This is a genomic window from Asaia prunellae JCM 25354 (genome assembly GCF_000613885.1).
Lineage (GTDB): Bacteria > Pseudomonadota > Alphaproteobacteria > Acetobacterales > Acetobacteraceae > Asaia > Asaia prunellae.
In genome coordinates this window covers 152,047-177,988 of record NZ_BAJV01000003.1, presented here as the reverse complement: position 1 = coordinate 177,988, position 25,942 = coordinate 152,047, and the positions used below count along the sequence as shown (strand labels likewise).

The window sequence follows — 25,942 nt, the reverse complement described above, 5'->3', positions numbered from 1 at the left end:
GGCTCAGATCTCCTTCAGCATGATCGAGGCGGAACGCAGCGACAGTGCACATCCGGTCAGAGTCGGATTGACCACTGAGGCTGCGGGCATGATGCCGGTCGTCGCAATGAAGAGGTTATCGTGATCGTGGCTGCGCCCTTCGTGATTGACAACGGAATCACGCGGATCGTTGCCCATGATAACCGTACCCATGGGGTGATCACGATTCTCCCAGAGGCTGAGATTCTGATCAAAGATTTCGCCACCGAGCAGCTTCAGAAAATTCGCATAATCCTCTCTGATCACGTTGCCAGCTGCACGCGCGTAATCATTGACATCATAATAGATATCCATAAGCGGAAGACCGTAGAAATCACGCTTGCTGGCACTCAGGCTCATGCGGTTTGTCGGCTCGGGCAGCATTTCAATATTAGAGTCCATAAAGACCCATCGCGCTGCCATATGCCGTATTTTTTCGTCCAGTTCGGGGCCAATCACGCCCTGGGACAGAAGCCGCTCTGTAATTTGCACATTGCCGACAAAATTACCGACTTCATGACGTATGCAACCGTGCTTTTGCCTGAAACTGCCATCGCGCCATTTGAGCACATCGCCCTGCTGTACCGGCCCGCGCCCTGACCACATCGGCTCATCGGCAATCATGGCCAGGGAAAAGGCATTATGATCCATGAGATTTCGCCCGACCATACCGGATGAATTACCGACATCTGACAACAGCATAAGACGCGGCGTTTCGAGCGCATGGGCCGCAACCAGTACCTTGCGCGCGGTCAGACGAACAGAACGCTTATCGGGCGTGTAATAGTGTACTGCAGCAATACGCTTGCCATCAGGTGTTTTCTCAAGCCGATAGACCGTGGCATCACTGATCAGTTTTGCGCCTGCACGCTCTGCCTTTGTCGCATGACGGTCACCGCTGTATTGCGCACCAATCGGGCAAACAGGCGAGCAGTTATTATTGCCGACACAAGCAGGACGCTCCTCGTAAGGATCTGTCGCCCTTCCATTAGGCTGATAGGTAAAAGAATAACCACCCACGGCGACACGATCACGGAAGCGCTGACTGAAATAGCCAAGCGCCTGTGGTCTGACAGGGTAAGGCGCCTGACGTGGTGGAAAAGCCCCGCCATTCTGTCCGGAATAATCGGCGGTATCATCACCTGAAACGCCCATCTCGATTTCGACCTGATGATAGAACGGCTCGAGATCGTCATAGGAAATCGGCCAGTCGCGCCCCACACCATAAAGCGATTTCAGGTGAAAATCATTGGGGAGAAGACGCCAGCAGGCGCCACCCCAATGCCATGTGGTACCACCCACCATCCGCAGCATGCCCGGTATATAGTCGATCGGCCCGTGATTGGTGATATAATCCGGCACAAACGAACTTGGTGCCCAGGGTTCATTCGGATAAGGCTGATTGCGATTGCCAGCATCGGTGCTCACATTGCCGCATTCGCGAAAACTCTCGACGATCTTCCAGCGCGGCACGCGCGTACCTGCCTCAAGGATAATGACCGATTTGCCGTTCTTCGCCAGATGATGTGCAGCGAGACTGCCGATCACACCGGAGCCGACAACAATCACATCGGCATCATAGTCAGTTTGGGTCATGATACGGTCAGTCCGTTTTTACTGAAGATGGGGCTTCGGCCCAGAAACCCGGGCCACCACGCGCATAGGTCGGAATGACTGTGACATCGCGCGTGGAACGCCACATCAGAGCGCCTTCATAGGTAATGAAAGCAGGCGTATTGATCTCGGACCGGGGAAGAACCTCCCCAACCCGCCCCAGATACCAGGCACCAACCACAGCGACAGCAATGCTATGGATTTCCTTCTGCGCTGACAGACCGGACGCCTCATAATCAGGCCAGCTCCTGATTCGGTGCGCCGCCATTTCATCAGATAATCTGCGGTAGCGGGCCATAAACGCGTCATCTTTGGTGATGAGCGCGTGCCAGACACGCGGTGCCATTATTGGATTCAGCTCGGGCGATGCGGTTAATATGGCTGAGATAGCCAGAAAATCCGGTGGGCAACCTTTCTCTTTTTCCGTGAGTGCCCAGGACGGGCCTGATACACCACCCATCAGACACAAAGGAACGAAAGCTACGCCATAGCCAAGCAAACGCCGTCTGGTTGTTCTCATCATTACTTGCCTCTGCACGACTTCTTCATGCTTTTTTCGATCCCTGATATGACGCAAAGACAGATCAGAAACAGTATTGCCTGAGCCGTAACACCTGTTTGATCAGGCGTTCGCTGCATTAGGCGCTACTCTACAGGAGAGGATGAGGCACGGACGATCACCGTAATGATCTGATCTCATCACGGGAGATGAGGACGCTGATCATGAGCGAAATACAGACCGGGGAAACACCGCGCCGAAAACGGGCAACACTCCGCGACATTGCAGCTCTGGCAGGGGTAGGTACAGCGACTGTTGAGCGCGCTTTGAATAACCGCGGGAACGTCCGACCCGAGACCTGCCGCCGTATATTGAGTGTGGCCCGCGATCTTGATTATTTTCCGAGTCTGCCATCACTCCATCAGGGTGTTTTGCGTATTGATGTGCTGCTGGTACGCCCCGAAACCCTTTTCTACACACGGCTCAGCACAGCTTTCGAGCGGCTCGCCGCCTCACTGGGCAAGGATATTGTCATTCATCGCAGCTTCGTCAGGGAAAACGATATCGCTGATTTCGTCTCCCGCATACGCCATGCGCCGCATCGCAGAGCCGCATTGATCCTCGCCTGCCCTGCTCATCCCGCTATTCTGGACGCCTTGCGCGACATGGCAGCAAAAGAGCTTCCGATCATCCAGCTGATTACCCGCAATCTGCCTGATCTCCCCTATGTCGGTATCGATAACCACGCAGCGGGACGTACGGCGGCCCTTTGCATAACGCGCACTCTGGTACAGCGCCCTGGTGCACTGATCGCCCTGTGCCATTCCATGGCATACGCCAATCATCGCGAGCGTATTGACGGATTTTCAGAATACCTCGCCACCAGATCAGAACCCATTCATGTCCTTCGCGAGGTTCTGTTCGATCATGATGACCCGGAAGAAGCTGCCAGACTCCTTCATCAGGCCATTATCGATCATCCCGATCTCGTAGGCGTCTATACTGCAGGTGGCGATAATCTGCGTATTGGCGATGTTCTGCGTCGCCACACAACACGTCAGCTCTGCTGGGTGGGCCACGAGGTCAATCCTGTCACACGTCTCTGCCTGACAGAAGGCACCATGGCCTATGCAATCGACCAGAACCCGGAAACCCAGGCAGGGCTGTCCCTTCATCTCTGTTTGCAGAAACTCGGAATCATCCCCTCCCTTATAGGATTTGAAGCCCCGAAATTTCGCCTTGTTACGCCGGAAAACCTCAGCTGATCATGCTCGATCAACCCGGTGGCGCGATAATACGCAGACGATGACCATCAGGATCGCAGGCAAGCAGGGAAGAACCGAAATCAAGCTGGGTCGGTTCTTGCAGAATCGTCACGTCCAGAGTCCTGAGACGCTGATAGTGCCTCTCGACCTGTTGGGCATCCTCCACCACAAAGTCCAGCTCTGTGCGACACCCTGTGCCCTCGCAGGCAGGAACCACATCGCCTGTACGCCAAAGACTCAGACCAACGCCAGGGCGCAGCTCAAACTGTGCATAATTTTCGGAAAGATGGCTCGGCTTGCCATCGAGCAAGGCACTGTAAAACCGGGCGCTCTCTGCGACGTCGTGGACATAGAGTACCATAAGTATCTGATCATGCATGATGTTTTCTCCCCTCCCTGATTGGAGGCATCGCCTGAATAAACGGATCTTGCGTCAGTTTCTGTCAGTATCGCGCGTCGCTTCTGCAAGACGGACCTCATGCCATTCTTTCATGAGTATCTCCTTGCGACGGGTATAGCGTCTGGTCGTAAGCGTCACGGCCCCGATCCGATCGAGACGGAAATGGCGGTACTCCGCGCGCATGCAGCACCAGGCCACAAGAATCTGGACAGTTTCAAAATAGGCCATGGCAAATGGCCAGATTTCGCGCTGGGTGGTCTGGCCTCGGGCATCCCTGTACTCTAGGATAATCACCGTCTGGTCGCGGATGGCCTGACGCAGAGCTGACGGATCGACAAGCGAAGATGGACGTGACGCGGGAGGTCCCGTCATGAGCGCACCACATTCCACTCCGCGACGCAGCTCTTCAGGCAGAATCGCTGCGATACGTGTCAGAGCACTCTGCGCCGCCTGACTCAGCGCATGATCCGTACGCGAAGCGACATAATCCGCCCCCAGAACCAGAGCTTCGATCTCCTCGCAGGTGAACATCAGAGGCGGTAACAGAAAACCCGGTTCGAGGACATAACCAAGCCCGGCCTCACCCTGTATCGGGGCACCCATCGCCATAAGCGAGGCAATATCACGATAGAGTGTGCGCTGACTGACGCCAAATGTCTCTGCAAGTTTTCTCGCGCTGACCGGGTGGCGATACCCGCGCAGACACTGAAGCAGATCAAGCAACCGTGTGGAGCGGGACATGAATTATTCCAGACGATGAGACGTGACAGAAAACGAAATCAGTCTTATCCGAAAGACATGCCCGGATCCTGCAAGAAAACTTTCACTATCCATGACGTGATTGTGCAGCAATTCTCCGGTCCCGGTACTTTTACCCGATATTTCAGCCTGTCTGTCAGCCATTTTCTCCCTGACCTGTCTGTATTACCGTTTCTGACTGAAACAGCTTTTCAGGGCCGACTGTCTGGCAGAGCAACTTTTACCTGCCAGGTCCGGGCCTTCACTATCCGGCAGCCCCTGCAATGCAGGGCAGAAAGAAAACACATCATGCTTCTGAGAAAAACGCTTCTGGCTCTCACCTCGATTACAGCCATCACCTCTCTCAGCCCCTGTCGGGCCGAGACTGCCTCGTCTGACAGTGTACAGGCAGAGCTGACCATGGCACCGGAATATTCGCTGAGCTGGCCCAAAACCCTCGGAAAAGTCGATCTTTTTGCAGCTTCCGTACCTGATCAGGCTCAGATGACCCTGATCAGAAAAGATATCAGCGACAACGCCATCACGCTGGTTTCTCCATTACCTGGCAAAGGACGGGTCTATTTTTTCATCAAGCCTGAAAACGGGACGCCGGGACTATGGGTATCAAATCGGGTACTCCCCACTGAAGGCGTTGCCAACTTCCGCGATATGGGCGGCTATGAGACGATCGACCACCATCACGTACGCTGGGGCGAATTCTACCGCTCGGCCGCCCCGAGCGGCCTGACCCAGGATGATTATGCCTTTATCGATACACTTGGCATCAAGAGCGTGACTGATCTGCGTACGCAGGCTGAACAGAAAAAGCAGCCTACACAATGGCAGGGTACTGCGCCTGCTTTCTTTCCGTCTGAAAAACCGAGTCTGCCCTCGGATATGACAGACCGGAAGCGTCTCGCGACCATGAGCGATATTCAGGCCAGGGAGCTCATGGAGACTTTCTATGCAAAAATGCCTGACTACTATGCCCCAGAACTCAAAGCGCTCTTCGCACGCCTTCTTGCCCATCAGACGCCGACACTGACACATTGCACCGCCGGAAAGGATCGAACAGGCTTCGCTTCGGCTCTTGTTCTCTACGCACTTGGTGTGCCTGAGCAGACAATCCTCAGGGATTACGCCATGAGTGGCGATTTGCTACGCGCTCATATGACGCCAAGCTTCAAAGCCGCGATGTCCGATCACCAGAATGGCGGTGCCATGGCGCTTCGCCATCAATGCGCGCTCTTCTGGAATCTGATCCGGCCTATCTGAAGGCTGCGTTCGACGCTATCAGAAAACAGTATGGCTCGGTCGATATCTATCTGACAAAAAAACTCGGCATGGGGCCTCAGCAGCTGGCAACGTTACGCAGTCTTTATCTGGACTGACTGCAGAAAACCGCTGGGTGAAAAGACAGTCAGCCGGAAACAGTCAACGAAAAAGGGAGAGCCTTGTGGCTCTCCCTCTTCCCGTTACCCTGCAGAGAAAGATTGGTCTCAGCCTTTCTGGGCGAGAACCGCATCACGAATGCGCTGACCGATCTTTTCGTCCACATTGGACCAGTATTCAAACACGCGCGACAGAACCGGCTCTTCGACACCACCTGCAATATGACCGGCCGCATTCTGCACTAGACGCTCACGTGCCGCTTCGTCCATCACACGATTGACCAGATCATTGGCCTGGCTGAAATCATTGTCGTCCGGGCGCAACGTATAAGCTGCACGTACAAACTCGCCATCAGCAGCCCAGACCGCATTTTCCGGAAACGCTGGGCGTCAGCTACCGGGCCACCCTTCGAGTTCGGCACATAGACCGGATCGGACGCATTATGCGACCGCATGGTACCGCCCTTGGAATAGGAATGAACCGGACATTTCGGCGCATTGACCGGAATCTGCTTGTAGTTCACGCCAAGGCGGGCACGATGTGCATCAGCATAGGCAAAGGCACGTGCCAGCAACATCTTGTCGGGAGAAAGGCCCGTACCCGGTACGTGGTTGTTCGGCTCGAAGGCAACCTGCTCGATCTGGGCGAAGAAATCGGTCGGATTCCGGTCAAGCACAAGCTTGCCAACCTCGATCAACGGGTATTCGCTCTGCGGCCAGACCTTGGTCAGATCGAACGGATTGATGTGATAGGTTTTGGCATCTTCGTAGGGCATGATCTGCATCTTGAGTGTCCAGCTCGGGTGCTCACCGCGCTTGATCGCCTCATACAGGTCACGACGATGGTAATCGGCGTCGCTGCCAGCCAGCTTGTCAGCCTGATCCTGCGTCAGGCACTTGATGCCCTGATCGGTCTTGAAGTGATATTTCACCCAGAACCGTTCGCCTTCCTCATTGACCCACATATAGGTATGGCTCGAGAAACCGTCCATGTGACGCCAGCTGGCCGGAATACCGCGATCGCCCATGAGCCAGGTAACCTGGTGAGCCGTTTCCGGGCTTAGAGTCCAGAAATCCCACTGCATGTCATTATCGCGCAAACCGTTATCCGCACGACGCTTCTGCGAGTGAATGAAGTGCTGGAACTTCATCGGGTCACGCACGAAGAAGACGGGCGTATTATTGCCCACCATGTCAAAATTGCCTTCTTCGGTATAGAACTTTACCGAGAACCCGCGCGGATCACGCCAGGTATCGGGGCTGCCCGACTCACCGGCCACAGTCGAGAAGCGCACAACGGTTTCGGTCTTCGCGCCCTTTTGCAGAAACTTGGCTTTGGTATAGCGACTCAGATCATGCGTAACCTCGAAATGGCCAAACGCACCGCCACCCTTTGCATGAGGCTGACGATCGGGGATCATCTCACGATTGAAGGTCGCCATCTGCTCGATTAGATAGTGATCATGAAGCAGGATCGGGCCATCAGCCCGACGCTCAGCGAATAGTCGGTGCTGGCGACGGGGGCGCCAGCGTCGGTGGTGGCAGTTTTGAGACGTTCGTCAGACATCAGAGCTCTCCGATAAAGATGCGTGACACTATAAGAGCGCACGTCTTCATCGGTTCCCGAAGAGCTTTATCGAGAGATATTGCGGAAGCCAAAGAAACGGAAACAAAACCTATTAGCAATTGCGAATGATAATCATTTTTGATTGTTAATTATCCATATGATGTACTTATGAACGCAAATTAACCAACGCTCATTCTGCGCGGACGTTCCAATAAAGCGCTGCGCTGCGCTCATTTCCATGAAGCAAAGAAAAAATGGAAACACCCAGAAACAGGCTCTCATTTATGTGAACACAGAAAGCCGCTTCTTTCTGTCCAGAGATAAAAACTGCTTCGTATCAGAATAAAGAATCCTGATATGGACGATTAAAGATGGCGATAATTAATATAGCTCGGTGCGGTTCCGTTATGCACATTTCAGAAAGCGCCATAACAGAAATATTCTATACTCAGTTCATCAGCGTAACAGCTGCATTGACGCAGTCATGAGACACAAAAGACCTTTTCCCAGCCTTACTGGAGCACATGCCCGCTCCAGCAAGAGTCTTGCCTCCTTTCTGGAGGTTTATGAGCGGATCACCTGCTCAGTCACATCGCTCTTTCAGGACCACGAAAGATTCTCAATGGCACCGTGGCTTGTTAGGAAATGCGTTCACGAGGGCACGGCGTCCTTCAGGAGAAATCTGTTCGGAAGCAGTGATAAACGTCCTACCGAATACAGATATGAAATCATCCCAGGCGGTTTTCCACTCGTCAAAACTCTTCTGGACAGAGTCGATAGAGAAAGAAGGCGAAAGCACAGCTCGATCAAGAGCTTCCCGTTTCATTCCAACGTTCTGAAGTTGTGCCCGATATCTGGGAGTATCCTGTTTCAGTACATTGGTGAATTTCGACCGATCGGCGCGAGGTAGGCTCGCGATGAGACCATTTATCGTAATCCTGCGATCGATACAGACCGGGGACCGGTTTTGAAGATATCGTATGCCCAGGAAAGAAATGAAAAATACGTTGAGCATGACAGAGACGAGAACGATCCCACGCATAGGCCTTTTCACTCGGAACGGAGAACTCACAAACCGCCTCCATTGAGCGCCACAGTCAGCAAGGTAGCTGTCGTAGGATCGAGTAGATGGTCAGGGGTATCGAATCCCAGCCAGATTCCTCCCGCACCAGAGAGCATACACAGACCCGCCGTGGCAAAACGCCAGTCAAAACGTTCGGCGATGCGCCCATACGTAGCGTTAAGACGTCGCCATAAGCGCGTGCGTCTGTTGCCAGAAGCATTTTGTTGCAGTTCCATCTGTCTGATAGTTGTCATAACGGAATGGGTGAGTCTTTCTGCAGCTCCCGTCAAAGCAGCCTCATCGTCGCGAATCTTGAGAACAGAAGCTATATCGCGATCAAGACTGAGTTCGCTGGCTATGACCTCCTGAGCCTTGATACTTGTTGCGTACAAAGCCTGCGCCGCTGCCCTGTCGCGTTCGGGCCAGCGCTCGAAATCGCCGCCATAGGCTTCGGCCAGAGAGGTGAAGCGCTGAATATCCATCATGAAGACCTGCGATTCCATTTCGACCTCATTCCCAACATTTCTTTTCTGAGGCGTGAACGTCCCGATGTGAGCAGACGCTCGACCTTTTTTCTGGAGAGCCCCATCAGCCGGGCGGCTTCAGTTCCTGTTTTTTCCTCGCCATAGACAAGTGCGATTGCCTCTCTCTGTTGCAGAGGAATCCGGTCAACGGCTACGGCTAACATGGCTTCCCACTCCTTACGAGATACCTGCTCTTCAGGGTTTTCAGCCTCATCAATGAAATCGAACGCATCAGGCAAAGCCTCACATTTTCTTTTTCGTACAAAATCTATGCAGGTGTTGAGCAATATACGATATAGCCACGTAGAGAATTTTGAACGTGAACTTATATAGGACTCAGCGTTTTTCCAGATTTTAATGAAGAGCTCTTGTGAGATTTCTTCTGCAGACTCGACATTGCCTACGATACGTGCGGCTACTCTGACAACGTATTTGCCGTGACGCGACACGATGTGGCTGAACGCATTCTGATCTCCCTGGCCCGACCATTCCATCAGCTCTTCATCTGATGCTGCGGCATAGCACTCTGCCTGCCTGCTCATTCAGAAGTTTCCTGCGTTCTGCGTTGCCGCTGTCGTCAAAACCGAAATCGTCATTTTCACCTGCATATGGCGGATGCTTTATCTCGCACTCATCTTGAGCCAAGACGCCGCATCCCGCAGCTGATACGTCGCCGCCACGTGAACTGGCCGACATTATGACGGGGCATAACGAAAAGTTGAATAGACAATCAACATCTAACTGTCTTTTCGAGCAGAAGAACGGCCAAGCCTTCCGGATTGAGACAGATTCGCAAAAACGATAGACCGTCTTTCAAACCCAGATGGTTCAGTCAGTGCTCTGTCTGAACCTTTTCAAGGGTAAAGGCGGCGACAAAACGCTGCAACGCACGCGTACTGTCACCCTCTTCGGCCCATGCCTCAAGACCGATCACACCAGTATAGCCAAACCGGTCCAGTGCCCGTGCAATTGCAGGATAATTGATTTCGCCTGTCCCGGGCTCACAGCGCCCTGGTACATCCGCCACCTGTATCTCACCAATAAAAGGCATTGCTTTCTTGAGCAGGGCGATCAGATTTCCCTCGCCAATTTGCGCATGGTACAGATCAAGCATCAGGCGCAAAGCAGGGTGATCGACGGCCTGAACCAACGCCAGACATGCCTCAGCGCGACCGAATGGCACACCAGGATGGTCTACGGCAGCATTGAGATTTTCCAGAACGAAGGTGACATCATGCGCTGCGCCGAGATCGGCAAGGCGGCAGAGCGTGTCACGTGCTTTCATCCACATACCGCCATCGGGACCCGCCGGGCAGGATAAAACCGGCAGACCGCCCTCCCCCAGACCCGTGCCATGTAGATTGAGCCGGGGAATGCCGAGCTCCTTCGCGACCGGAATCGACAAAGCTGCCGTACGCAGCATCTCCTGCGCCCCGCACTCATCAGCCAGCGTACCGCTGACATATCCTGTCATGGACGAGAACTGTGCACCCGTCGCAGCCAGCTTACCGATATCATGTTGGGTCCAGTCCCAGATTTCGACCAGAAAGCCCTTATCTGCCAGATAGCGCACCCGATCGAGAAAAGGCAGGTCGCGCAGGATCATTTCAGCGCAGACAGCGAGCGGAAACGATGCTGGCGGACAGACAGAAATTTTATCACGCTTCATGACGCTCTCTTCAGAGGCAGATAAGGGAGGATGACCACATGCCTTTCAGGGGAGACACGCAGCCGCTCCGATAAGCACAACGCATGAATGATCGGGCATGCTCTACAGCTCTCCAGTCAGGAACTGGGCACGACCATGGCCAAAGGACCAATGCGCATCCTCATTCTCGACGACAGAGACCATGACATCCGAAGGCGCAATACCGCACTCTTTCTGCAGCCGCTCGGTCAGGCGTTGATAAAAGGCTGCATTCTTGGCTTCGCCTCTTGGCCTGCTGAACATCTGCAGCACAAGAACCTTGTCTGTTCTCGGAATATCGAGACCTGTATCCTCGACAATCAGGTGAGTCTTCTTGTGCTCCGAGACGATCTGATAGCGGTCACCACGGGGTACTTCGAATACTTCGAGCATGGCTTCATGCGCAGCATCGAGCATCGCTTTGATTTCAGCCTCGCTTCGCCCTTCGACAACATGAAAATGCAATAGCGGCATGGTTTTTCCTTAGTGTCAGGCCTTGCCCCGGCCATACGGCCGAGGCAGGGATGGAGTTCAGAGAGAGAGCCAGCTTCGGTCCTTGTGCGACATGACGGCAGCATCAATCAGACGCTGCACCTCCCATGCCTCACGGAAATCGGGACTTGCCGCCACACCCTGATCAATGGCGCGTATGAACTCTGCCATTTCGATCGTCTTGAGATCATTGAAGCCAAGATGGTGCCCACCCGCCACACAGAACGCTCCGTAAGGCTGATGCTGGGGGCCGGACTCGATGACACGAAAACCATTGCTGCGCGGATCTTCACCGGCCTTGAAATAATGCAGCTCGTTCATGCGCTCTTGGGAAAAGACCAACGTCCCTTTACTGCCCGAGACCTGAAACCCGAGCTGCATGTTACGCCCGGTTGCCAGCCAGTTTGCCTGAAGCGTGCCAGAGCATCCGCGCTCGAAACCGACGATCATGCGTGCAATATCGTCAACACCAACTTCCTTGCGCTCGCTGCTACCCGGTTTGACCGGGCGCGTCTTGATCGGCGTATCCAGCTGGGCAAAAACCTGCGTGACCGGACCAAGCAGGAAACGCGCAATGGCAATGATGTGACTTCCCACATCGGCAATGGCGCCCTGCCCCCCTGCAGGATCGCAGCGCCATGACCAGGGGGTTTCGGGGTCAGCCATAAATCCTTCGGCATGAATCCCGTTGAAATCAGTGATCTCTCCCAGTTCACCAGCAGCGATCATCTCACGCGCATATTTCAGAAGAGGGTTCTTGATGTAATTGAACCCGCTCGCAGTGCGTACGCCTGCTTTCTCAGCCGCAATCGTCATCTCAAGCGCATCAGCAGCGCTGATAGCCAGAGGTTTTTCGCAATGAACATGTTTGCCGGCGGCAATGGCGGCAAGCGCCATTTCCTTGTGAAACACCGTTGGCGTTGTAATTGAGACCACATCGATCTCAGGGTCTTCGACCAGTTTCCGCCAGTCGGTCAGTGCCTTCGCAAAACCGAACTGGTGTTTGAACATTTCGGCACGGGCGCCATCGATATCTGCCACGGCATGGAGTACAGGACGTGCAATATCGTCAAATACGCTTCCTGCTGCCTGGTAGGAGAGCGCATGAGCCTTGCCCATGAACCCGGTGCCGATCAGGCCGATACGGATTGTTTTTCTCATGGAGTCAGCTCCTGTCTTAGACATGTCGTGTTGAGTTGGCCGCAACCGATGAGGCCGAGGCAGAAGCCGTACGATGATTGATCATCGTATCTTCGATTTTCTCGAGCGAAATTCCTTTGGTTTCAGGCACGAACTTCATCACGAACCACAGCGCAAACAGTCCGAGAATAGCAAAGAGCCACATCGAGAAGGCACCGTGGAACTGCTCGGACAGATATTTGTTTTCGCTCAGCATCGGGAAGAACTGGCTGACAACAAAGTTCATGCCCCATTGTGATGTCACGGCAAGGCTGATGCCAACGGCACGGAAACGGTTCGGGAAAATCTCTGAAATCAGGATCCAGCAGACCGGGCCCCAGGACAGACCGAACATGAGCATGAAGACAAGCATGCCAGACAGTGCCATCAGCCCGGTGGATTGGGTGTAAAGCCCCCAGGACACGACTAGAAGGCCCAGAATCATACCAATCGACCCCCAGAGCATTAGCGGCTTGCGCCCGTGACGATCAACAATCCAGGCACCGATGATGCAGCCAAGAAGAAGGGCAAAACCGATCCAGATTGTCTGGAACAGTGCAGCCTGAAGGCTGCCGCTGGTCGATTTCAGCACCATCGGCGCATAATACATCATCACATTGATGCCGGTGACCTGCTGAAGAGCCGCAATGCTGGCTCCAACGAAGATGATCCAGCGTGCACGTGCATCGCCAAGCACCTTTGTAAAGCCCAGCGATGTCTCTGCCACTGCACCAAGAGACTCCCTGATTTCCGCGTGCAGATTACGCGCATGATTCTCGTTGGAAATACGCGTCAGCGTCTTCAGCGCCTCATCATGACGCCCCTTGAGCACATGCCAGCGCGGAGATTCGGGAATGAAGAAAATCGTAGCGCAGAAGAGGATACATGGCACGATTTCAGAGCCGAACATCCAGCGCCAGCCCATATCAAGCAGCCATTCCGGCGTGGCCGAACGTGCAATCAGATAGTTCACGATGAACACGACGACCTGACCGAAGACGATCGCAAATTGCTCCATGCTGAGCGCACGACCACGCATGTCCTTGGGCGAGACCTCAGACATATACATGGGCGACACGGCAGAGGCGACACCGACAGCAATACCGCCAAGCATGCGATAAATGACAAACCAGGTAAAATCGGTTGCAAGAGCCGTACCGATCGACTGGACACTGAACAGAACCGCACAAATGAACAAAGTCATACGCCGGCCAAGACGATCTGCCATGGTGCCGGAAATCATGGCACCGACCATGCAGCCGATCACCACGTTCGAGACAGCCCAGCCCGTCTGGGCCGGAGAAAGATGGAAATATTCCTGCAGGGGCGAAATCGCACCGGAAATTACCGAAGTGTCATAACCAAAAAGGATTCCGCCCAGAGCCGCAATTGCACAGATGCGAAGCACATAGCCCACATCATGGCGTTCTGATTGCACCATGACGACGTCTTTTACTTTTCTCATGGAATATTCTCCTTTCCCGGCGCTTCATCGCCGGGCGAGACCTTCATTAAATAGATTCAGACAGCCGTTACGGATCCGGTACGCTCCACGCTGCCATCATCCCCGTCCCGATAGCATGGCAGATCCTTACGGCTCTCTCTGTAGCGGCTTCTCCTTCCCGCTTTGTGAAACTCAGCCCCCATAAAGTGCAGGACGGGGCGTCATCTCGATTTTCTCGATCTGGCCAGTTTCCTGGGCCCTGACACAGGCATCGGCAGCGACGGAAGCGCAATATCCATCCCAGGAAGTAGCGCCGTTCAGCGCACCAGCCTTGACGCCATTGATGAAATCCTGAACCTCGACGTCATAGGCAGCAATAAATCGCTCTTTCCAGTCGGTCATGATCTCAGTCGAAAGAGCTGCCGATTTACGCAACTCGACAGCCGGGGGCATAGGCAGACTGGCTTCACCCAGCTCACCGACAACCGCACATTTGATGTCATAGCCATACTGGCAGTTTACAAATATTTCGACATCGATACGGATTCCCTTTTTCGTTTCCAGCAGAACGATCTGCGGGTCACGCATATGCTCCATGGCCTTGCCGCTACGCCGCGGGAAAATGACCTGAGCGCTCACATAGTCATCGCCCAGCATCCAGCGGAACACATCCAGCTCATGGACGAGCGTGTCGGTGATGCCCATATCAGTCTTGTAATTGGCTCCGACGCGCTGATTGCGATGTGCTGCATGAATCATCAGCACTTCGCCAATCTCGCCCTTGTCGATCAGAGCCTTGAGCGCGCGATAACCTGAATCATAGGGGCGCATGAATCCGACCTGTACCAGGCGCTTGCCATGAGCCGCTTCCGCCTCGACAATTTTCAGGCAGTCTTCAGCCGTGGTCGCCAGAGGCTTCTCACAGAAGACATATTTCCTGTGCCGGATAGCCTCGAGCACGTAACGCGCATGGGTACCACCCCATGAGGTCACAATCACAGCCTCGACTTCCGGCAATGCAATCAGGGCTTCACCGTCAGCCGGCACCTTGGCGCGCGGAGCATATTTTTCAGCCACTTCACGCGCCCGGTCTAGATTTACATCTGTCACGGCAACGATCTCGGCACCCGAGAGTGCCTGCATGCAGCGCCGGATATGGTCTTCACCAATGGCACCCGTGCCGATAACACCAATCTTGAGAGTCATGTCTCTGAACTCCGCTTTTCCGGATCAGTAGGGAAGAAAGGCCTGGTCAGGATCCATGGTGAATTTCCACACCCGGCGCGGCCCTGCCATCACATTGAGATAATAGAGGTCAAAACCATGCGGCGCGCCGACCGGGTGATAGCCCTTGGGCACCAGCACAACGTCACGATCCGCAACGGCCATAGCTTCGTCCAGAGAGCCGTCTTTCGTGTAGACACGTTGCAGTGCAAAACCGCTGCCCCGCTTCAGGCGGTGGTAATAGGTTTCCTCGAGATAGGTCTCGTTGGGAAAATCATCCGTATCGTGCTTGTGCGGTGGATAGCTGGACCAGTGACCACCCGGCGTGATGACCTCCACCACAAGCAGGGTTTCCGCCTCTGCCGTATCCGGCAGGATATTGCGAACGAAGCGCTGATTGGTGCCTGTGCCGCGTGTCAGTTCGCCAACATCCTGAGGCGGAATGACGCGGGCGGGATATTTCCCTTTGGCAGGCGATCCGCAAACGGCCAGCTCTACGGCAGTTTCAGCCTCTACGCGCCATTCGGCACCTGAAGGAAGATAGACTGACCAGGGCGCGCCACTGAACGGGTCCATACGTTCACCCAGCACCCCGAAATCCTGGCCGGCACCGATGATACGCGCCTTGCCGCTCACAAGTACGAGACAGGTTTCGTTCGGTCCCGTACGATCAGCAATCTGCTCGCCCGCCGCAAGAGATCTGACATTGAAATCAATATAGCCCCATCCCGCCGATTGCGGCGTAACAGAGACGGTACATTTTTTCTCGTCCGGCTTGTGTGAATGCACCAGAAGTTTGGAGCTCATGATGAAGCTCCCGTGATATGGCCCGTTGCGATCAACGTATCGACAAGATAATTGCGCCCCATGCGCGCATACACAAGCGGATTGGCAATTTCCGGATCCTGTTCGGCCTCAAGCACAATCCAGCCGGAATAATCAGGCAGTTCACGCATCACGCGGGCATAATCAATGCATCCGTCGCCCGGCACGGTAAAGACGCCAGACAGGACACTGCGCAGGAAGCTCCAGTCATACACATCGGCCTGGGCGCGCTTGAACGGACGGATATCCTTGCCATGCACATGGCGGATGCGATCCCGGTAGGAACGAGCCAGCTCAGCCGGATCAGACCCACCCCAGAGTGCATGTCCCGTATCGAGCAGCAATTTTACCGAAGGACCGGTCAGATCCATGAAGCGTCCGATATCCTCGCGCGACTGAACGACCGTGCCCATGTGATGATGATAAACAAGATCAATACCGTGATCGGCCAGAAAATCAGCCACGACCGTCATTCGGCGGGCAAATTCCTGCCACTCACCTGCAGCCAGATAAGGACGTGCAGAAAGCGGCGTGTCGATCTGGCCGTGAATGGCATTCGAGGTTTCTGCGGCGATGCAGACTTTGCATCCCATGCCCTTGAGCAGTTCAAGGCGTGGTCTGAGGGCTGCAATTTCTTCCTCTGCCGTACGGGTCAGCAATTCAGTCGACCACCAGCCGGAAATGAATTCAAGTCCGAACGGATCGAGTGCCGCTTTCATCCCGGAAACGGTCTGGGGGAATTTATGCCCCAGCTCCATACCCTGGATTCCGGCCTTCTTGGCCTGTGCCAGACACATTTCAAGTGTCGTGGAGGCACCAACCGACTGCATGTCATCATTGGACCAGATGATAGGATTGGCGCCGATCTTGATCGTCATACTCATCTCCTTGCCCCGTTGCTTCATATGGACGGGGAGAAATTGCTCTGTCTCAGTTACCGATGCGCTGTGTTCCGCGCTTGCGTTCGTAGCCCTCACGCGCCTTTTCCACCTGAGGTCTCGTCGACACTTCCGGTACGGCCACGTCCCACCAAGCTCCGCCATCGGTTGTCGTTGGTGCCGGATCGGTATCGATCACCAGAACCGTGGTCCGGTCGGCCGAACGTGCCCGCTCAACCGCTTCCGTCAGTGCAGGGAGACCGGATACCTTTTCGGCATGGGCACCAAGACCATGGGCCAGCTGTACGAAATCGATCTTGAACGGCCTGACCTGACGGCAATCTTCCCAGAGATTATTGAACGGCGCACCGCCGCATTCCTGCTGCAAACGATTGATGCAGCCATAGCCATGGTTGTCGAGCAGGACGACAATGAGCTTCTGATCGAGCAGAACCGACGTCGCGATCTCTGTATTCAGCATCAGCCAAGAACCGTCGCCCAGCATCACGATCACCTCGCGATCCGGGCATGCCATCTTGACGCCAAGCGCTCCGGCCAGCTCATATCCCATGCAGGAAAAACCATATTCCATATGGTATCCACCGGGCTGTTCGGCCTGCCAGTGTTTCTGCAGTTCAGCAGGCAGACCACCCGCAGCGCAGACCACCGTATCGGTCGGGCGCCCGGTGCGCTGCACGGCACCGATCACCTGCGCATCAGTCGGCAGGGTTTTCTGGCTGGCATCGGGCAGAGCCTGATAACGTGCTGAAATCTCCATCCAGTTCCGGTATTCGCGCTCGGCCTTGCCCGTCCATTCAGGGGCAGCCTTCCAGCTCTTCAGACCGGCTTCAAGAGCCTTGAGCGACTTGCCGGCATCGCCCACAACCGCCAGAGCCTGATGTTTGGCAGCATCAAAAGGCTGGATATTGAGCGACACGATTTTCATGTCAGGATTGGAGAACAGTCCCCATGATCCCGTGGTGAAATCGGCCAGGCGTGTGCCAACCGCGATCACGAGATCGGTTTCTGACGCCATGGCATTGGCAGCAGAACTGCCACTGACACCAATACCACCCATGTTCAGGCTGTTTGATGTTGGCAGGGAGGAACGCCCTGCCTGTGTCTCGCCTACCGGAATCCCTTTTTCGGCACAGAAGGCAGAAAGCTGTTTTTCGATACCGGCATAAAGGACTCCGCCGCCAGCAATTACCAGAGGCTTGCGCGATTTGCTGATCAGCGCAATTGCCTCCTCAAGCTCGACCTCATCAGCATGCGGGCGCCGAATGCGATGAATACGCTCGGCAAAGAAGCTCTCCGGATAATCGAAGGCTTCCGCCTGAACGTCCTGACACAGAGAAAGCGTTACCGGACCACATTCCGCAGGATCGGTCAGAACAGCCATCGCACGAGTGAACGCGGGAATAATCTGCTCAGGACGGGTAATCCGGTCGAAATAACGCGAGACAGAACGAAACGCATCGCTCGCACTTACCGTACCGTCACCGAAGTCCTCTACCTGTTGCAGGACCGGATCAGGAATGCGGTTGGCAAATACATCACCAGGCAGAAGCAGAACCGGCAGACGGTTTACATGGGCAACCGCGGCCCCTGTAACCATGTTGAGAGCGCCCGGCCCGATGGAGCTGGTACAGGCCATCGCCTTGCGACGACGGGAAGCTTTCGCAAAAGCGGTAGCGGCATGAACCATGCCCTGCTCGTTGTGACCGCGCAGGGTCGGCAACGTGTCACGATGCTCGTGCAGTGCCTCACCAATGCCGGCTACATTCCCATGGCCGAAAATAGCCCAGACACCGGCAAAGAACGGCTCGATGCGTCCGTCGATTTCGGTCTTCTGCGCCATCATGGCCCGCACAAGGGCCTGGCTCATGGTCAAACGGATTGTCTTCATTCCCCTGCTCCCTGACTTCAGGCACTTGCGCCAGACAACGCTGCCTGATCGCGCGATGTCCAGGCCTCGACAAAGGCGCTGAAACGACGCGCCATTTCAGCAACGGCCTGCTCATCGGTGGTCTTGTTCGCCAGCCAGTCACGGGCTGGCTGGGCAAAAATAGTACGCCCTATCGCGAAACCCTTGACCCAGGGCGTTGCGGCCGAGGCCTTGAACGCTTCCATAAGCTCTTCTGCCGGGGCATCGAGGCCAAGAATGACCACGCCACGGCAATGCGGATCACGCGTCTCGATCACGGCACCGATTTTTTGCCATGCCTCCGGGTCACGCTGCCCTTCGAGCTTCCACCAGTCCGGGCGCAGTCCGACGTCATAAAGACGCGACAGGATGGATGAGACGGTATCACTGGTGAGCGTACCATTCTTGCCCGCGATGATCTCGATCAGGATCTCCTTGCCCAGCTTGCGGCACGCATCCTGGGCGCGGATCAGTTCGCGCTCCTGGCGCTGCTTCAGCTCCTCGCTGTCATCAGGATGGTAGAAACACAGGCATTTGATGATCTGCGCACTCGGCCATTCCACCAGATGGGCACCGAGCGAGCCACCACATTCGAAGTCCAGCGGGCGAGAGCCCGTTTTTTCGATGGGACGTGCCGTCCAGAGCCCGGCATGGGAAGCATCGAACAGGGCATCCTGCCCGTAGCGACCATCCATGAAAACGCCAAATCCCGGACGCCCCTGTGCCACCTGCTTTGCCGCCTGGACAGCCAGTCTCTTGAATTTCGGCAGGCGGTCGAAGGAAGCACCGACTGCTGTCGCAATTTCTTCCAGTTGCAGGCGATGATCGCAGGCAAGCGCCATGATCGGGGTGGTCTGCTGACGCCGTGTCGTGACCCAGTGCAGATGATTGATGGCATCGTCGCGGCGCAGCGCGCGCTGGCTGCTGCCATTCTTGAGGAAATAGCTGAGCTCCTCCCATGTCGGAATTTCGGACGAGCAAAGCAGGCGAGAGACCGCAAAGGCACCACAGGCATTGGCGAAGCGGCAGCATTCGGCGATTTTCTCGCCCCTTACCCATCCGCGCAGGAAGCCCGACATGAAGGCATCACCGGCGCCAAGCGTATTATACACCTCAACAGGAAAACCGGGCCCCGAAATACCGTCTTCAAGCGACGGAGGAATGGCCCCCTCGAACACGACGCAGCCCATCGGCCCGCGCTTGCAGACAATTGTCCCCTTCGAGACAGCTCTGATGGCGCGAATGGCTTCGAGCGTATCCTCGCTGCCACCCGCGATGTGCAGCTCCTCTTCCGTCCCGACGATCAGATCGCAATGCGGCAGGATTTCCTTGAGATGCGCCGTGACGTTATCGGATTTGACATAGCGCGACTCCCCGTCGCCAATCCCGGCCAGCCCCCAGAGATTGGGACGATAATCGACATCAAATACGACCTTGCCGCCATGCTGGTGTACCAGATCCATCGCCTTGCGCTGGGCCTTGGCCGAGGCCGGACGCGAGAAATGCGTGCCGGTCACGACAACAGCTTTAGTGCGGGCAATAAGCGCCGGATCAATATCACCTTCATCAAGCGCCGCATCAGCGCAATCAGTACGATAAAACAGAAGCGGGAAGTTCTCGCGGTCACGCACCCCGAGAATGGCCAGCGCCGTGAAGCGATCAGGGTCTATCCGCACACCATCCGTGCAGACTCCTTCACGTTGCAGCTGTTCGGTAATGAAACGCCCGAAATGCTCCTGACCGACGCGCGTGATGATCGCCGATTTCAGGCCCAGCCGCGACGTACCGATAGCAATATTGGCGGGACATCCACCCACCGCCTTGCTGAAGCTGGCCATATCTTCCAGCCGGCCACCAATCTGCTGGCCGTAAAGATCAACTGAAGAACGCCCTATTGCGACGATATCGAGATCCTGTCCGCTCATCCCCGACTCCTGCAGCATGTTACGTTGCACATGATAAGAACATACATTCCGTTCTTGGTCACGTCATAGAACGTACATTCCCTAATTTTCTTTAACTCCGCACGCGTATGTGATTAACTCCTCCCGTCGCCCGGATCGTGGCTTTCGACGCTTCGCGTTCCGACCATGAAATGCTATGGAATTTTTATTCCCTGATCCGGATTGTGCTGCCTTGACCGAGTTTTTCGAAGATCCCTCACTCTCCCAATCCGATTTCGAGGCTTTTCATCAACGCTGCGCCTGTGCTATGAGGAATTGCCCAAAAGACTGGTGCAACTGGCTGATTTCGTCAGCAACGCTCCTGACGAGGTCGCCCTTGGCACTGTCAGCTCCCTGGCCAGTCAGGCTGGTGTACAACCCTCAACCGTTGTGCGTTTTGCCCGTACTCTCGGGTTCTCCGGATTTTCGGATATGCAGGCTGTCTTTCGGGACCGGCTGCGCGTACGCAATGTAGCCTACCGTGATCGGGTCAATGCCTTGCACCGTGTCGATGGCAAGGCTGTCGAGGCCTCTGTCATCTTCAACGGGTTTTATGAAGCGGCGCAGGACTCATTACGTGCCCTTCAGAACCAGCTCCTGCCAGACCGGCTCGAAGCCGCAGTCACGACGCTCTCACAGGCTGAGTGCCTGTATCTTCTCGGGTTGAGACGGTCGATGCCGGTTATCCGCTATCTGTCCTATCTCCTGGCCAAGCTCGATATCCGTCATCAGATCATCGGCCTTGAGACGGGAATGGAAGAAGAAAGCTTCGCTCATGCGGGGCCGGGAGATGCGGCGCTGGTCCTGAGCTACAAGGTCTACGCACCACGCACGATCGAATTATTCAAGGCTCTGGAAGCACGTCAGGTTCCTGTCATTTCCATGACCGACAGTGCTGCCAGCCCCGTAATTCCGCAGTCGGGGCACTGGCTTGAAGTGCATGAGGCGGATTTTCAGGGTTTTCGCTCGAACGCCGCCTCAATGGTCCTTGTCTCAACTCTGGCGGCAGCGGTCGCAGAACGCCGGGGTTGAGGAATAGCCATATTTTACCGCCATCTTGCCTCACAGAAAACAATCCTGTTTGCCTGGCGGAATATATTTTCTGACAGAGGATCCAGCAACGCTGCGCCCCGTGTACTCAGCCCGTCCTCTTGATTGTCGAAATGGTCTTGTCGTTTGGAGAAATCGCCAGAGGTGGGAAAGCACCATAGGCTTCAAGTCGTGCATAATAATAGGATGTTACAACATCGATTCCGACGTTACGGACCATCCTGTTCAGACCGAGTTGCTGATATTCCTGCGCACGCAGGGGAAGACAGCATTCCAGAAGCGCACGCGCGCCCTTGGGTGAGACGGCATAGGCGCAAAGGCCAAACGCCTGAAGCAACCGAAAAAATGATGCGTTGACATCCTGAGAGGCAAATGACGACGCATTTTTCTGCATCTGTTTCTCATCGAGCTCGACAGTTCCCCGTGTCACACCAGGTAAAGCGTCAATGGTTATCGGCGCGTTGAAATTATACCCCAGCAATGCGACGTCCCAGCCATCAGGCAGACCGGCGATCAACCGGTCACTTTCCATAGTGAAATTGCGACATAGAAGGGCGTCGTCTTCGAAAATAGTCAGGGGAATGTTCTGCTGTGCAGCCTGACTCCACAGGCCCAGATGAGACAGGGCAGCACCCAGCGCACCTTGCGTATAGCACAAGCCGGGATCGGCCACGCCACGTGCTGCCAGCTCGGCAAGAGAGATCTGCGATCCCTCCACCGCCTCACTTCGTTCGATCATTCCAACGTGATGATTGGCGCGTCTGAAACGATCGAGACGGTCAGTATCAACGGAACGATTGATAACAACACGACGCATGAACAACCCTTATTCCAGCATTGATACTGTCTTGCAGAGCTATTCTATCGGGCAGCGCCTCAAATACAAACCGTGTTGGTGATCAACACCTTCCACTCAGGAATGGCTACATTCTTACTGCTGCTGGATCGCTTTCCCGCCTTGTACCCTCCGGGTGACAATGCCCGGAGGGATCTGCCTTTTACATCGGCATGAAAAGCCTAGAGAACCACCTTCACACCGAACTGGAAGGAACGAAGGACGACACCGTTCTGCGACCAGGACGAGTTGTAAAGGTAACCACCATAGGTTCCAAAGTCGTAAGGCGACTTGAAGCCAAGCAGGTTATAGACGTTGGCATAGGCACTCCAGCGGCGATTGAACTGGTAGTTCACCGTCAGATCGACATCCCAGAAAGCCTTGACCTTGCACTGCCCGCTCGGAACGAAGCTGCTCGAGGTAAGCGCATCGGCGCAATTGCCTGCCGTGTTCGAACCCGTCTGGTCTTCTGCCGTCGTGCGATAGCCGCTGGTGTAATAAACCGTCGGCGTGACAGCCAGCTTGCGCCATGACAGCGTGTTGGACCAGTTGGCACGCCAGCGCGGAGTACCCGAACCAGAAACAGCACCGTACGGACCAAGCGTTCCTGCGTAGCGATAAACCGATCCATCCGGATTGGTCAGGTTCATGCGACGGACGAAGGTCGCCGTACCCTTGCTGTACCAGTGAACTTCACGCAACACGCCGGGAAGCTGCGTATTGGCTTCAAAGGTCAGATCGAAACCATCAGTCACAAGCTTGTTCGTGTTGACATAGCCCAGATTGATGATGCCTGGGCGAAGCTGGCCACTGGGGTTCTGCGGATCGGCAACATCCGGCGTAACTGTCACACCCGTGGGGAGCGCCTCGCCAGCAAGATAGGCATTGGCTACATTGATCGTCCCGACAGGATTCGGCGCGATGTAGTGGTTCTTGCGGATATAATAGTAATCGGCACTTAACGTCAGCCAGCGCGTTGGACGGAACATCGGACCGCCTGAGAAATTGGTCGATGTTTCAGGACGCAAGTTTGGATTACCGGCTGTATTGGAACCGATATTGTAATTCTGGGCATAATTATTGGGCGTGCCATTGGCATTCAGATGCTGGCTGATGAAAGTGGCGTTGGTCGGTGCGTAAGCGGTGTAACCTACATTGGACCCGCCCGTTTCAGCAAAGCTCGGAACGCGGAAGCCTTCTGGAACGTGCCACGCAGGGTCAGCTTTTCAGTCGGCTTGAACTGCAGACCGAATTTCGGCGAGAAATGGCTGAAGCCTTCGGAATAATGATCGTAACGGCCCGACGCTTCGGCATCCAGCATCTTCACGATTGGTGCATCTGCCTGGAAGAAACCTGACTCGACCCATCGACTGCCCTGAGCGTTCACCGGTTGATGATGCCGGTATACTGATTGGCCGGATTCAGCGTGTCGAGCGGGTTGGCATTGGGGTCATTCAATGCCTCGTAACGGATATTGCCGCCGATTGCGAGCTTGGCCATGCCACCCGGCAGACGGAACAGGCCCTTGCTGAGAGTCGCTTCGCCCGAATATTCCTGGGTGCGCGCATTGATTACATTACGCGGTGCAATCGAATTGAGCACAGACTGCGAATTGAGCGACGGATCGACAAAATTGTAGCTCCCGCTCGTAATCGCATTCTGGATACCGGCAATCGTGGGCACACCTGTGATGGTCTGGTTCAGAAGCGTGTTCATCCCGACGAAATTGACGTCGTAACTCCAGTCAGAACCCCAGCGCGAGGGATGCCAGCCGTTATAACGCACCGAGCCACGGAAATTCTGGCTGGTCTCGGTCGTGGTGGGCAGCAGATCGCCAAAACGGTAATTGACCTGGGCCTGCTCGCCAAGCGCTGCATACGGGTTGTTCGGGTTGAGCGAGCCGTCAGCCAGATAAACCGGCAGATAGGTGTTCTGCGCCGTGGCCAGCTTGGCCTGACTGTAGGACGAACCACCATAGGTGGAAGCCGGTGTACCGGTGCTGATCGAACGCGCCTGCGACCAGGTGAACATGGCCGTCAGCTGCGAACGTTCTGTGACATTGGCCGTGAAATGCGCCGTCGCGCTGACGCGACGCAGGTCGGGCGCCAGCTGGGCATATTTCTGTGTATTCCACGAGCAGGCCTGGCTCGTACCTGTCGTGCCGGAAACAGTGCCGGTTACCAGACCGTCGGTGCCGGTGCGGCATCCCGCCTGCTGGTTCAGAAGCTGCCAGGGACCTGCATTTGTGCCCGTGCCCGTCACCGGGCGAACAATAGCCGTTGTGGAAGGCGAGAAATTGGTGATTGCGCCTCCAGAAACGATATTGCCATTGCCGTTGCTGCCACCAATGCCGGTAAGGTCGCCGTTATTATAGGGCGCGTTCAGCTGACGATAATAGAGCGGGTCGTCCTGCTGATATTCCGAGTTGATGTAAAAGTTGTAGCCGTCCTTATGCAGATCACCATGACCCCAGGTGGCGTAGAGACGCTGATGGCCTGCATCACCGCGCTGGGTCAGACCGCCCTCGGCATTGCCTTCGAAACCCTTGATTTCTTTGCGGGTCATCATATTGACCACGCCAGCAACGGCATCGGCACCATAGGTGGCCGAACCGCCATCCAGCAGCACATCGACGCCCTGCATGATGGATTGCGGCATCCAGTTGGTATCGACGAAGTTACGTTCGCCGTCATCGGCCAGCGGGTAATAGGACAGACGCTGACCATCCATCAGGACGAGCGTCGAATCCGTGCTGAGACCGCGGAGCGATGGTGCGGAAGCACCAGCAGCAAAACCACCCCCTGCCGACCAGGCATTGGTCAGATTGCCCGCACCATTGGAAGACAGAAGCTGCAGCGCATCGGTGACAGTCTTGATGCCGCGCTGCTGCATATCCTTCATGGTGATATGCGTGATGGGCGAGGCGCTGGTCGTGTTGGGATCGCGGAACAGCGAACCCGTCACCATGATCGTTTCAGCACCTGCTGAAGGTGCAGCAGCATTGGAGACCCGAGCCGACACCGCCTTCGCGCGCGTGGCACTGCTGGTCGCGGGCACTGTGAGCTTGGACTTCGCCGGGCTCTTGGCCGCATTGGCAGGAATCGTGGATGTTTCAGGCGCTGAAACAGTTTGTGCCTGTGCCTCACCTGCGAAATGCAACAGGGCGACACATGCCGTCGCTCCCATCAATCCGGCAGCAAGTCCTCGTTTCCGTCGGTGTGACGGGGCAACCATGCTGCAATATCCTGCAGCTTCTTTCGTCTCTCGATTGAGCGGCGTCATGGGATGTTCCGTCAAGATTGGTTGTTTTGCGACAAAGATCGTCACAACATTCCTATTTCGTAACGGCGATCCGTTAATTCCCACAAGTCAGGTTACA

The 25,942-nt window shown here is 55.3% G+C and carries 21 protein-coding genes and 2 pseudogenes; 3 read left to right on the top strand and 20 right to left on the bottom strand.

The features are described 5' to 3' along the window. Positions 1–3: 3 nt before the first annotated feature. Together JCM25354_RS03775 and JCM25354_RS19840 are read right to left on the bottom strand one after the other, a co-directional pair. The gene (locus JCM25354_RS03775) at positions 4–1,614 is read right to left on the bottom strand and encodes a GMC family oxidoreductase (protein WP_025885017.1); all 1,611 of its coding nucleotides are present in this window, start codon (positions 1,612–1,614) and stop codon (positions 4–6) included. 7 nt (positions 1,615–1,621) lie between these two features. Further along, complete coding sequence (locus tag JCM25354_RS19840; RefSeq protein WP_025885016.1) at positions 1,622–2,155, bottom strand: sugar dehydrogenase complex small subunit; 534 nt, start codon at positions 2,153–2,155, stop codon at positions 1,622–1,624. 200 nt (positions 2,156–2,355) lie between these two features. Between JCM25354_RS19840 and JCM25354_RS03765 the strand changes: the two genes are divergently transcribed. After that, positions 2,356–3,396, top strand: a complete 1,041-nt coding sequence (locus JCM25354_RS03765; RefSeq protein WP_025885015.1) for a LacI family DNA-binding transcriptional regulator — start codon at positions 2,356–2,358, stop codon at positions 3,394–3,396. Between the two features lie 10 nt (positions 3,397–3,406). Here JCM25354_RS03765 and JCM25354_RS03760 read toward each other — a convergent pair whose 3' ends face one another. Then, positions 3,407–3,775: a VOC family protein gene (locus JCM25354_RS03760; protein WP_025885014.1), complete on the bottom strand. Its 369-nt coding sequence runs from the start codon at positions 3,773–3,775 to the stop codon at positions 3,407–3,409. A gap of 54 nt (positions 3,776–3,829) precedes the next feature. Next, positions 3,830–4,537: a helix-turn-helix transcriptional regulator gene (locus JCM25354_RS03755; RefSeq protein ID WP_025885013.1), complete on the bottom strand. Its 708-nt coding sequence runs from the start codon at positions 4,535–4,537 to the stop codon at positions 3,830–3,832. A 15-nt stretch (positions 4,538–4,552) separates the two neighbouring features. On the opposite strand from JCM25354_RS03755, the pseudogene JCM25354_RS23295 reads away from it, so the two are divergent. Next, positions 4,553–5,925: pseudogene (locus tag JCM25354_RS23295) on the top strand (tyrosine-protein phosphatase). A gap of 108 nt (positions 5,926–6,033) precedes the next feature. On the opposite strand, the gene JCM25354_RS22095 reads toward JCM25354_RS23295, so the two are convergent. The 13 genes from JCM25354_RS22095 to JCM25354_RS03680 all read right to left on the bottom strand — a co-directional run bounded on the left by JCM25354_RS22095 (position 6,034) and on the right by JCM25354_RS03680 (position 20,660). After that, on the bottom strand, positions 6,034–6,195 hold the full coding sequence (locus JCM25354_RS22095) for a catalase-related domain-containing protein (RefSeq protein WP_243443885.1): 162 nt from the start codon (positions 6,193–6,195) through the stop codon (positions 6,034–6,036). Continuing rightward, positions 6,195–7,367 (bottom strand): catalase, encoded by a 1,173-nt coding sequence (locus JCM25354_RS16415; protein WP_279379538.1) that lies wholly within the window; start codon positions 7,365–7,367, stop codon positions 6,195–6,197. Before JCM25354_RS16415 ends, JCM25354_RS22095 begins: the two co-directional genes overlap by 1 nt. Positions 7,368–8,560: 1,193 nt before the next feature. Next, positions 8,561–9,058 (bottom strand): hypothetical protein, encoded by a 498-nt coding sequence (locus JCM25354_RS03730; RefSeq protein ID WP_025885010.1) that lies wholly within the window; start codon positions 9,056–9,058, stop codon positions 8,561–8,563. Further along, entirely contained in the window at positions 9,037–9,573 is a 537-nt protein-coding gene (locus tag JCM25354_RS16410) for a sigma-70 family RNA polymerase sigma factor (protein ID WP_159103438.1), read from the bottom strand. The genes JCM25354_RS03730 and JCM25354_RS16410 overlap by 22 nt, the downstream gene beginning before the upstream one ends. Before the next feature lie 338 nt (positions 9,574–9,911). Continuing rightward, positions 9,912–10,748 (bottom strand): TIM barrel protein, encoded by an 837-nt coding sequence (locus JCM25354_RS03720; RefSeq protein WP_025885009.1) that lies wholly within the window; start codon positions 10,746–10,748, stop codon positions 9,912–9,914. Between the two features lie 102 nt (positions 10,749–10,850). Beyond that, entirely contained in the window at positions 10,851–11,240 is a 390-nt protein-coding gene (locus JCM25354_RS03715) for a tautomerase family protein (protein ID WP_025885008.1), read from the bottom strand. Between the two features lie 57 nt (positions 11,241–11,297). Then, positions 11,298–12,419, bottom strand: a complete 1,122-nt coding sequence (locus JCM25354_RS03710; RefSeq protein WP_025885007.1) for a Gfo/Idh/MocA family protein — start codon at positions 12,417–12,419, stop codon at positions 11,298–11,300. Positions 12,420–12,435: 16 nt separating this feature from the next. Continuing rightward, the gene (locus JCM25354_RS03705) at positions 12,436–13,902 is read right to left on the bottom strand and encodes a sugar porter family MFS transporter (protein ID WP_243443873.1); all 1,467 of its coding nucleotides are present in this window, start codon (positions 13,900–13,902) and stop codon (positions 12,436–12,438) included. A gap of 171 nt (positions 13,903–14,073) precedes the next feature. Then, complete coding sequence (locus JCM25354_RS03700) at positions 14,074–15,087, bottom strand: Gfo/Idh/MocA family protein (protein WP_025885005.1); 1,014 nt, start codon at positions 15,085–15,087, stop codon at positions 14,074–14,076. Between the two features lie 24 nt (positions 15,088–15,111). Beyond that, positions 15,112–15,912, bottom strand: coding sequence for a 5-deoxy-glucuronate isomerase (gene iolB / locus JCM25354_RS03695; RefSeq protein WP_025885004.1), 801 nt, complete (start codon positions 15,910–15,912; stop codon positions 15,112–15,114). Further along, positions 15,909–16,808, bottom strand: a complete 900-nt coding sequence (gene iolE / locus JCM25354_RS03690; RefSeq protein ID WP_025885003.1) for a myo-inosose-2 dehydratase — start codon at positions 16,806–16,808, stop codon at positions 15,909–15,911. The genes iolB and iolE overlap by 4 nt, the downstream gene beginning before the upstream one ends. 52 nt (positions 16,809–16,860) lie before the next feature. Next, entirely contained in the window at positions 16,861–18,717 is a 1,857-nt protein-coding gene (gene iolD / locus JCM25354_RS03685) for a 3D-(3,5/4)-trihydroxycyclohexane-1,2-dione acylhydrolase (decyclizing) (protein ID WP_025885002.1), read from the bottom strand. Between the two features lie 17 nt (positions 18,718–18,734). Further along, complete coding sequence (locus JCM25354_RS03680; RefSeq protein WP_035446678.1) at positions 18,735–20,660, bottom strand: bifunctional 5-dehydro-2-deoxygluconokinase/5-dehydro-2-deoxyphosphogluconate aldolase; 1,926 nt, start codon at positions 20,658–20,660, stop codon at positions 18,735–18,737. Positions 20,661–20,861: 201 nt separating this feature from the next. Here JCM25354_RS03680 and JCM25354_RS03675 point away from each other — a divergent pair, with 201 nt between their 5' ends. Continuing rightward, entirely contained in the window at positions 20,862–21,710 is an 849-nt protein-coding gene (locus JCM25354_RS03675) for a MurR/RpiR family transcriptional regulator (protein ID WP_025885000.1), read from the top strand. Positions 21,711–21,816: 106 nt separating this feature from the next. Here the strand turns inward: JCM25354_RS03675 and JCM25354_RS03670 are convergent, their stop codons facing one another. From JCM25354_RS03670 to JCM25354_RS23285, 3 genes and pseudogenes are all read right to left on the bottom strand, one after another. Next, complete coding sequence (locus tag JCM25354_RS03670; RefSeq protein WP_025884999.1) at positions 21,817–22,545, bottom strand: glycosyltransferase family 25 protein; 729 nt, start codon at positions 22,543–22,545, stop codon at positions 21,817–21,819. Positions 22,546–22,745: 200 nt separating this feature from the next. Continuing rightward, positions 22,746–23,884: pseudogene (locus tag JCM25354_RS23290) on the bottom strand (TonB-dependent receptor domain-containing protein). A 62-nt stretch (positions 23,885–23,946) separates the two neighbouring features. Further along, positions 23,947–25,845, bottom strand: coding sequence for a TonB-dependent receptor plug domain-containing protein (locus tag JCM25354_RS23285; protein WP_369345721.1), 1,899 nt, complete (start codon positions 25,843–25,845; stop codon positions 23,947–23,949). Positions 25,846–25,942 lie beyond the last annotated feature (97 nt).

Excerpts from the sequence above, each read along its gene's own strand:
- JCM25354_RS03775 (WP_025885017.1), bottom strand. The coding sequence starts at position 1,614 with ATGACCCAAACTGACTATGATGCCGATGTGATTGTTGTCGGCTCCGGT.
- JCM25354_RS19840 (WP_025885016.1), bottom strand. The coding sequence starts at position 2,155 with ATGATGAGAACAACCAGACGGCGTTTGCTTGGCTATGGCGTAGCTTTC.
- JCM25354_RS03765 (WP_025885015.1), top strand. The coding sequence starts at position 2,356 with ATGAGCGAAATACAGACCGGGGAAACACCGCGCCGAAAACGGGCAACA.
- JCM25354_RS03760 (WP_025885014.1), bottom strand. The coding sequence starts at position 3,775 with ATGCATGATCAGATACTTATGGTACTCTATGTCCACGACGTCGCAGAG.
- JCM25354_RS03755 (WP_025885013.1), bottom strand. The coding sequence starts at position 4,537 with ATGTCCCGCTCCACACGGTTGCTTGATCTGCTTCAGTGTCTGCGCGGG.
- JCM25354_RS22095 (WP_243443885.1), bottom strand. The coding sequence starts at position 6,195 with ATGGACGAAGCGGCACGTGAGCGTCTAGTGCAGAATGCGGCCGGTCAT.
- JCM25354_RS16415 (WP_279379538.1), bottom strand. The coding sequence starts at position 7,367 with ATGGCGACCTTCAATCGTGAGATGATCCCCGATCGTCAGCCTCATGCA.
- JCM25354_RS03730 (WP_025885010.1), bottom strand. The coding sequence starts at position 9,058 with ATGGAATCGCAGGTCTTCATGATGGATATTCAGCGCTTCACCTCTCTG.
- JCM25354_RS16410 (WP_159103438.1), bottom strand. The coding sequence starts at position 9,573 with ATGGAATGGTCGGGCCAGGGAGATCAGAATGCGTTCAGCCACATCGTG.
- JCM25354_RS03720 (WP_025885009.1), bottom strand. The coding sequence starts at position 10,748 with ATGAAGCGTGATAAAATTTCTGTCTGTCCGCCAGCATCGTTTCCGCTC.
- JCM25354_RS03715 (WP_025885008.1), bottom strand. The coding sequence starts at position 11,240 with ATGCCGCTATTGCATTTTCATGTTGTCGAAGGGCGAAGCGAGGCTGAA.
- JCM25354_RS03710 (WP_025885007.1), bottom strand. The coding sequence starts at position 12,419 with ATGAGAAAAACAATCCGTATCGGCCTGATCGGCACCGGGTTCATGGGC.
- JCM25354_RS03705 (WP_243443873.1), bottom strand. The coding sequence starts at position 13,902 with ATGAGAAAAGTAAAAGACGTCGTCATGGTGCAATCAGAACGCCATGAT.
- JCM25354_RS03700 (WP_025885005.1), bottom strand. The coding sequence starts at position 15,087 with ATGACTCTCAAGATTGGTGTTATCGGCACGGGTGCCATTGGTGAAGAC.
- iolB (WP_025885004.1), bottom strand. The coding sequence starts at position 15,912 with ATGAGCTCCAAACTTCTGGTGCATTCACACAAGCCGGACGAGAAAAAA.
- iolE (WP_025885003.1), bottom strand. The coding sequence starts at position 16,808 with ATGACGATCAAGATCGGCGCCAATCCTATCATCTGGTCCAATGATGAC.
- iolD (WP_025885002.1), bottom strand. The coding sequence starts at position 18,717 with ATGAAGACAATCCGTTTGACCATGAGCCAGGCCCTTGTGCGGGCCATG.
- JCM25354_RS03680 (WP_035446678.1), bottom strand. The coding sequence starts at position 20,660 with ATGAGCGGACAGGATCTCGATATCGTCGCAATAGGGCGTTCTTCAGTT.
- JCM25354_RS03670 (WP_025884999.1), bottom strand. The coding sequence starts at position 22,545 with ATGCGTCGTGTTGTTATCAATCGTTCCGTTGATACTGACCGTCTCGAT.
- JCM25354_RS23285 (WP_369345721.1), bottom strand. The coding sequence starts at position 25,845 with ATGACGCCGCTCAATCGAGAGACGAAAGAAGCTGCAGGATATTGCAGC.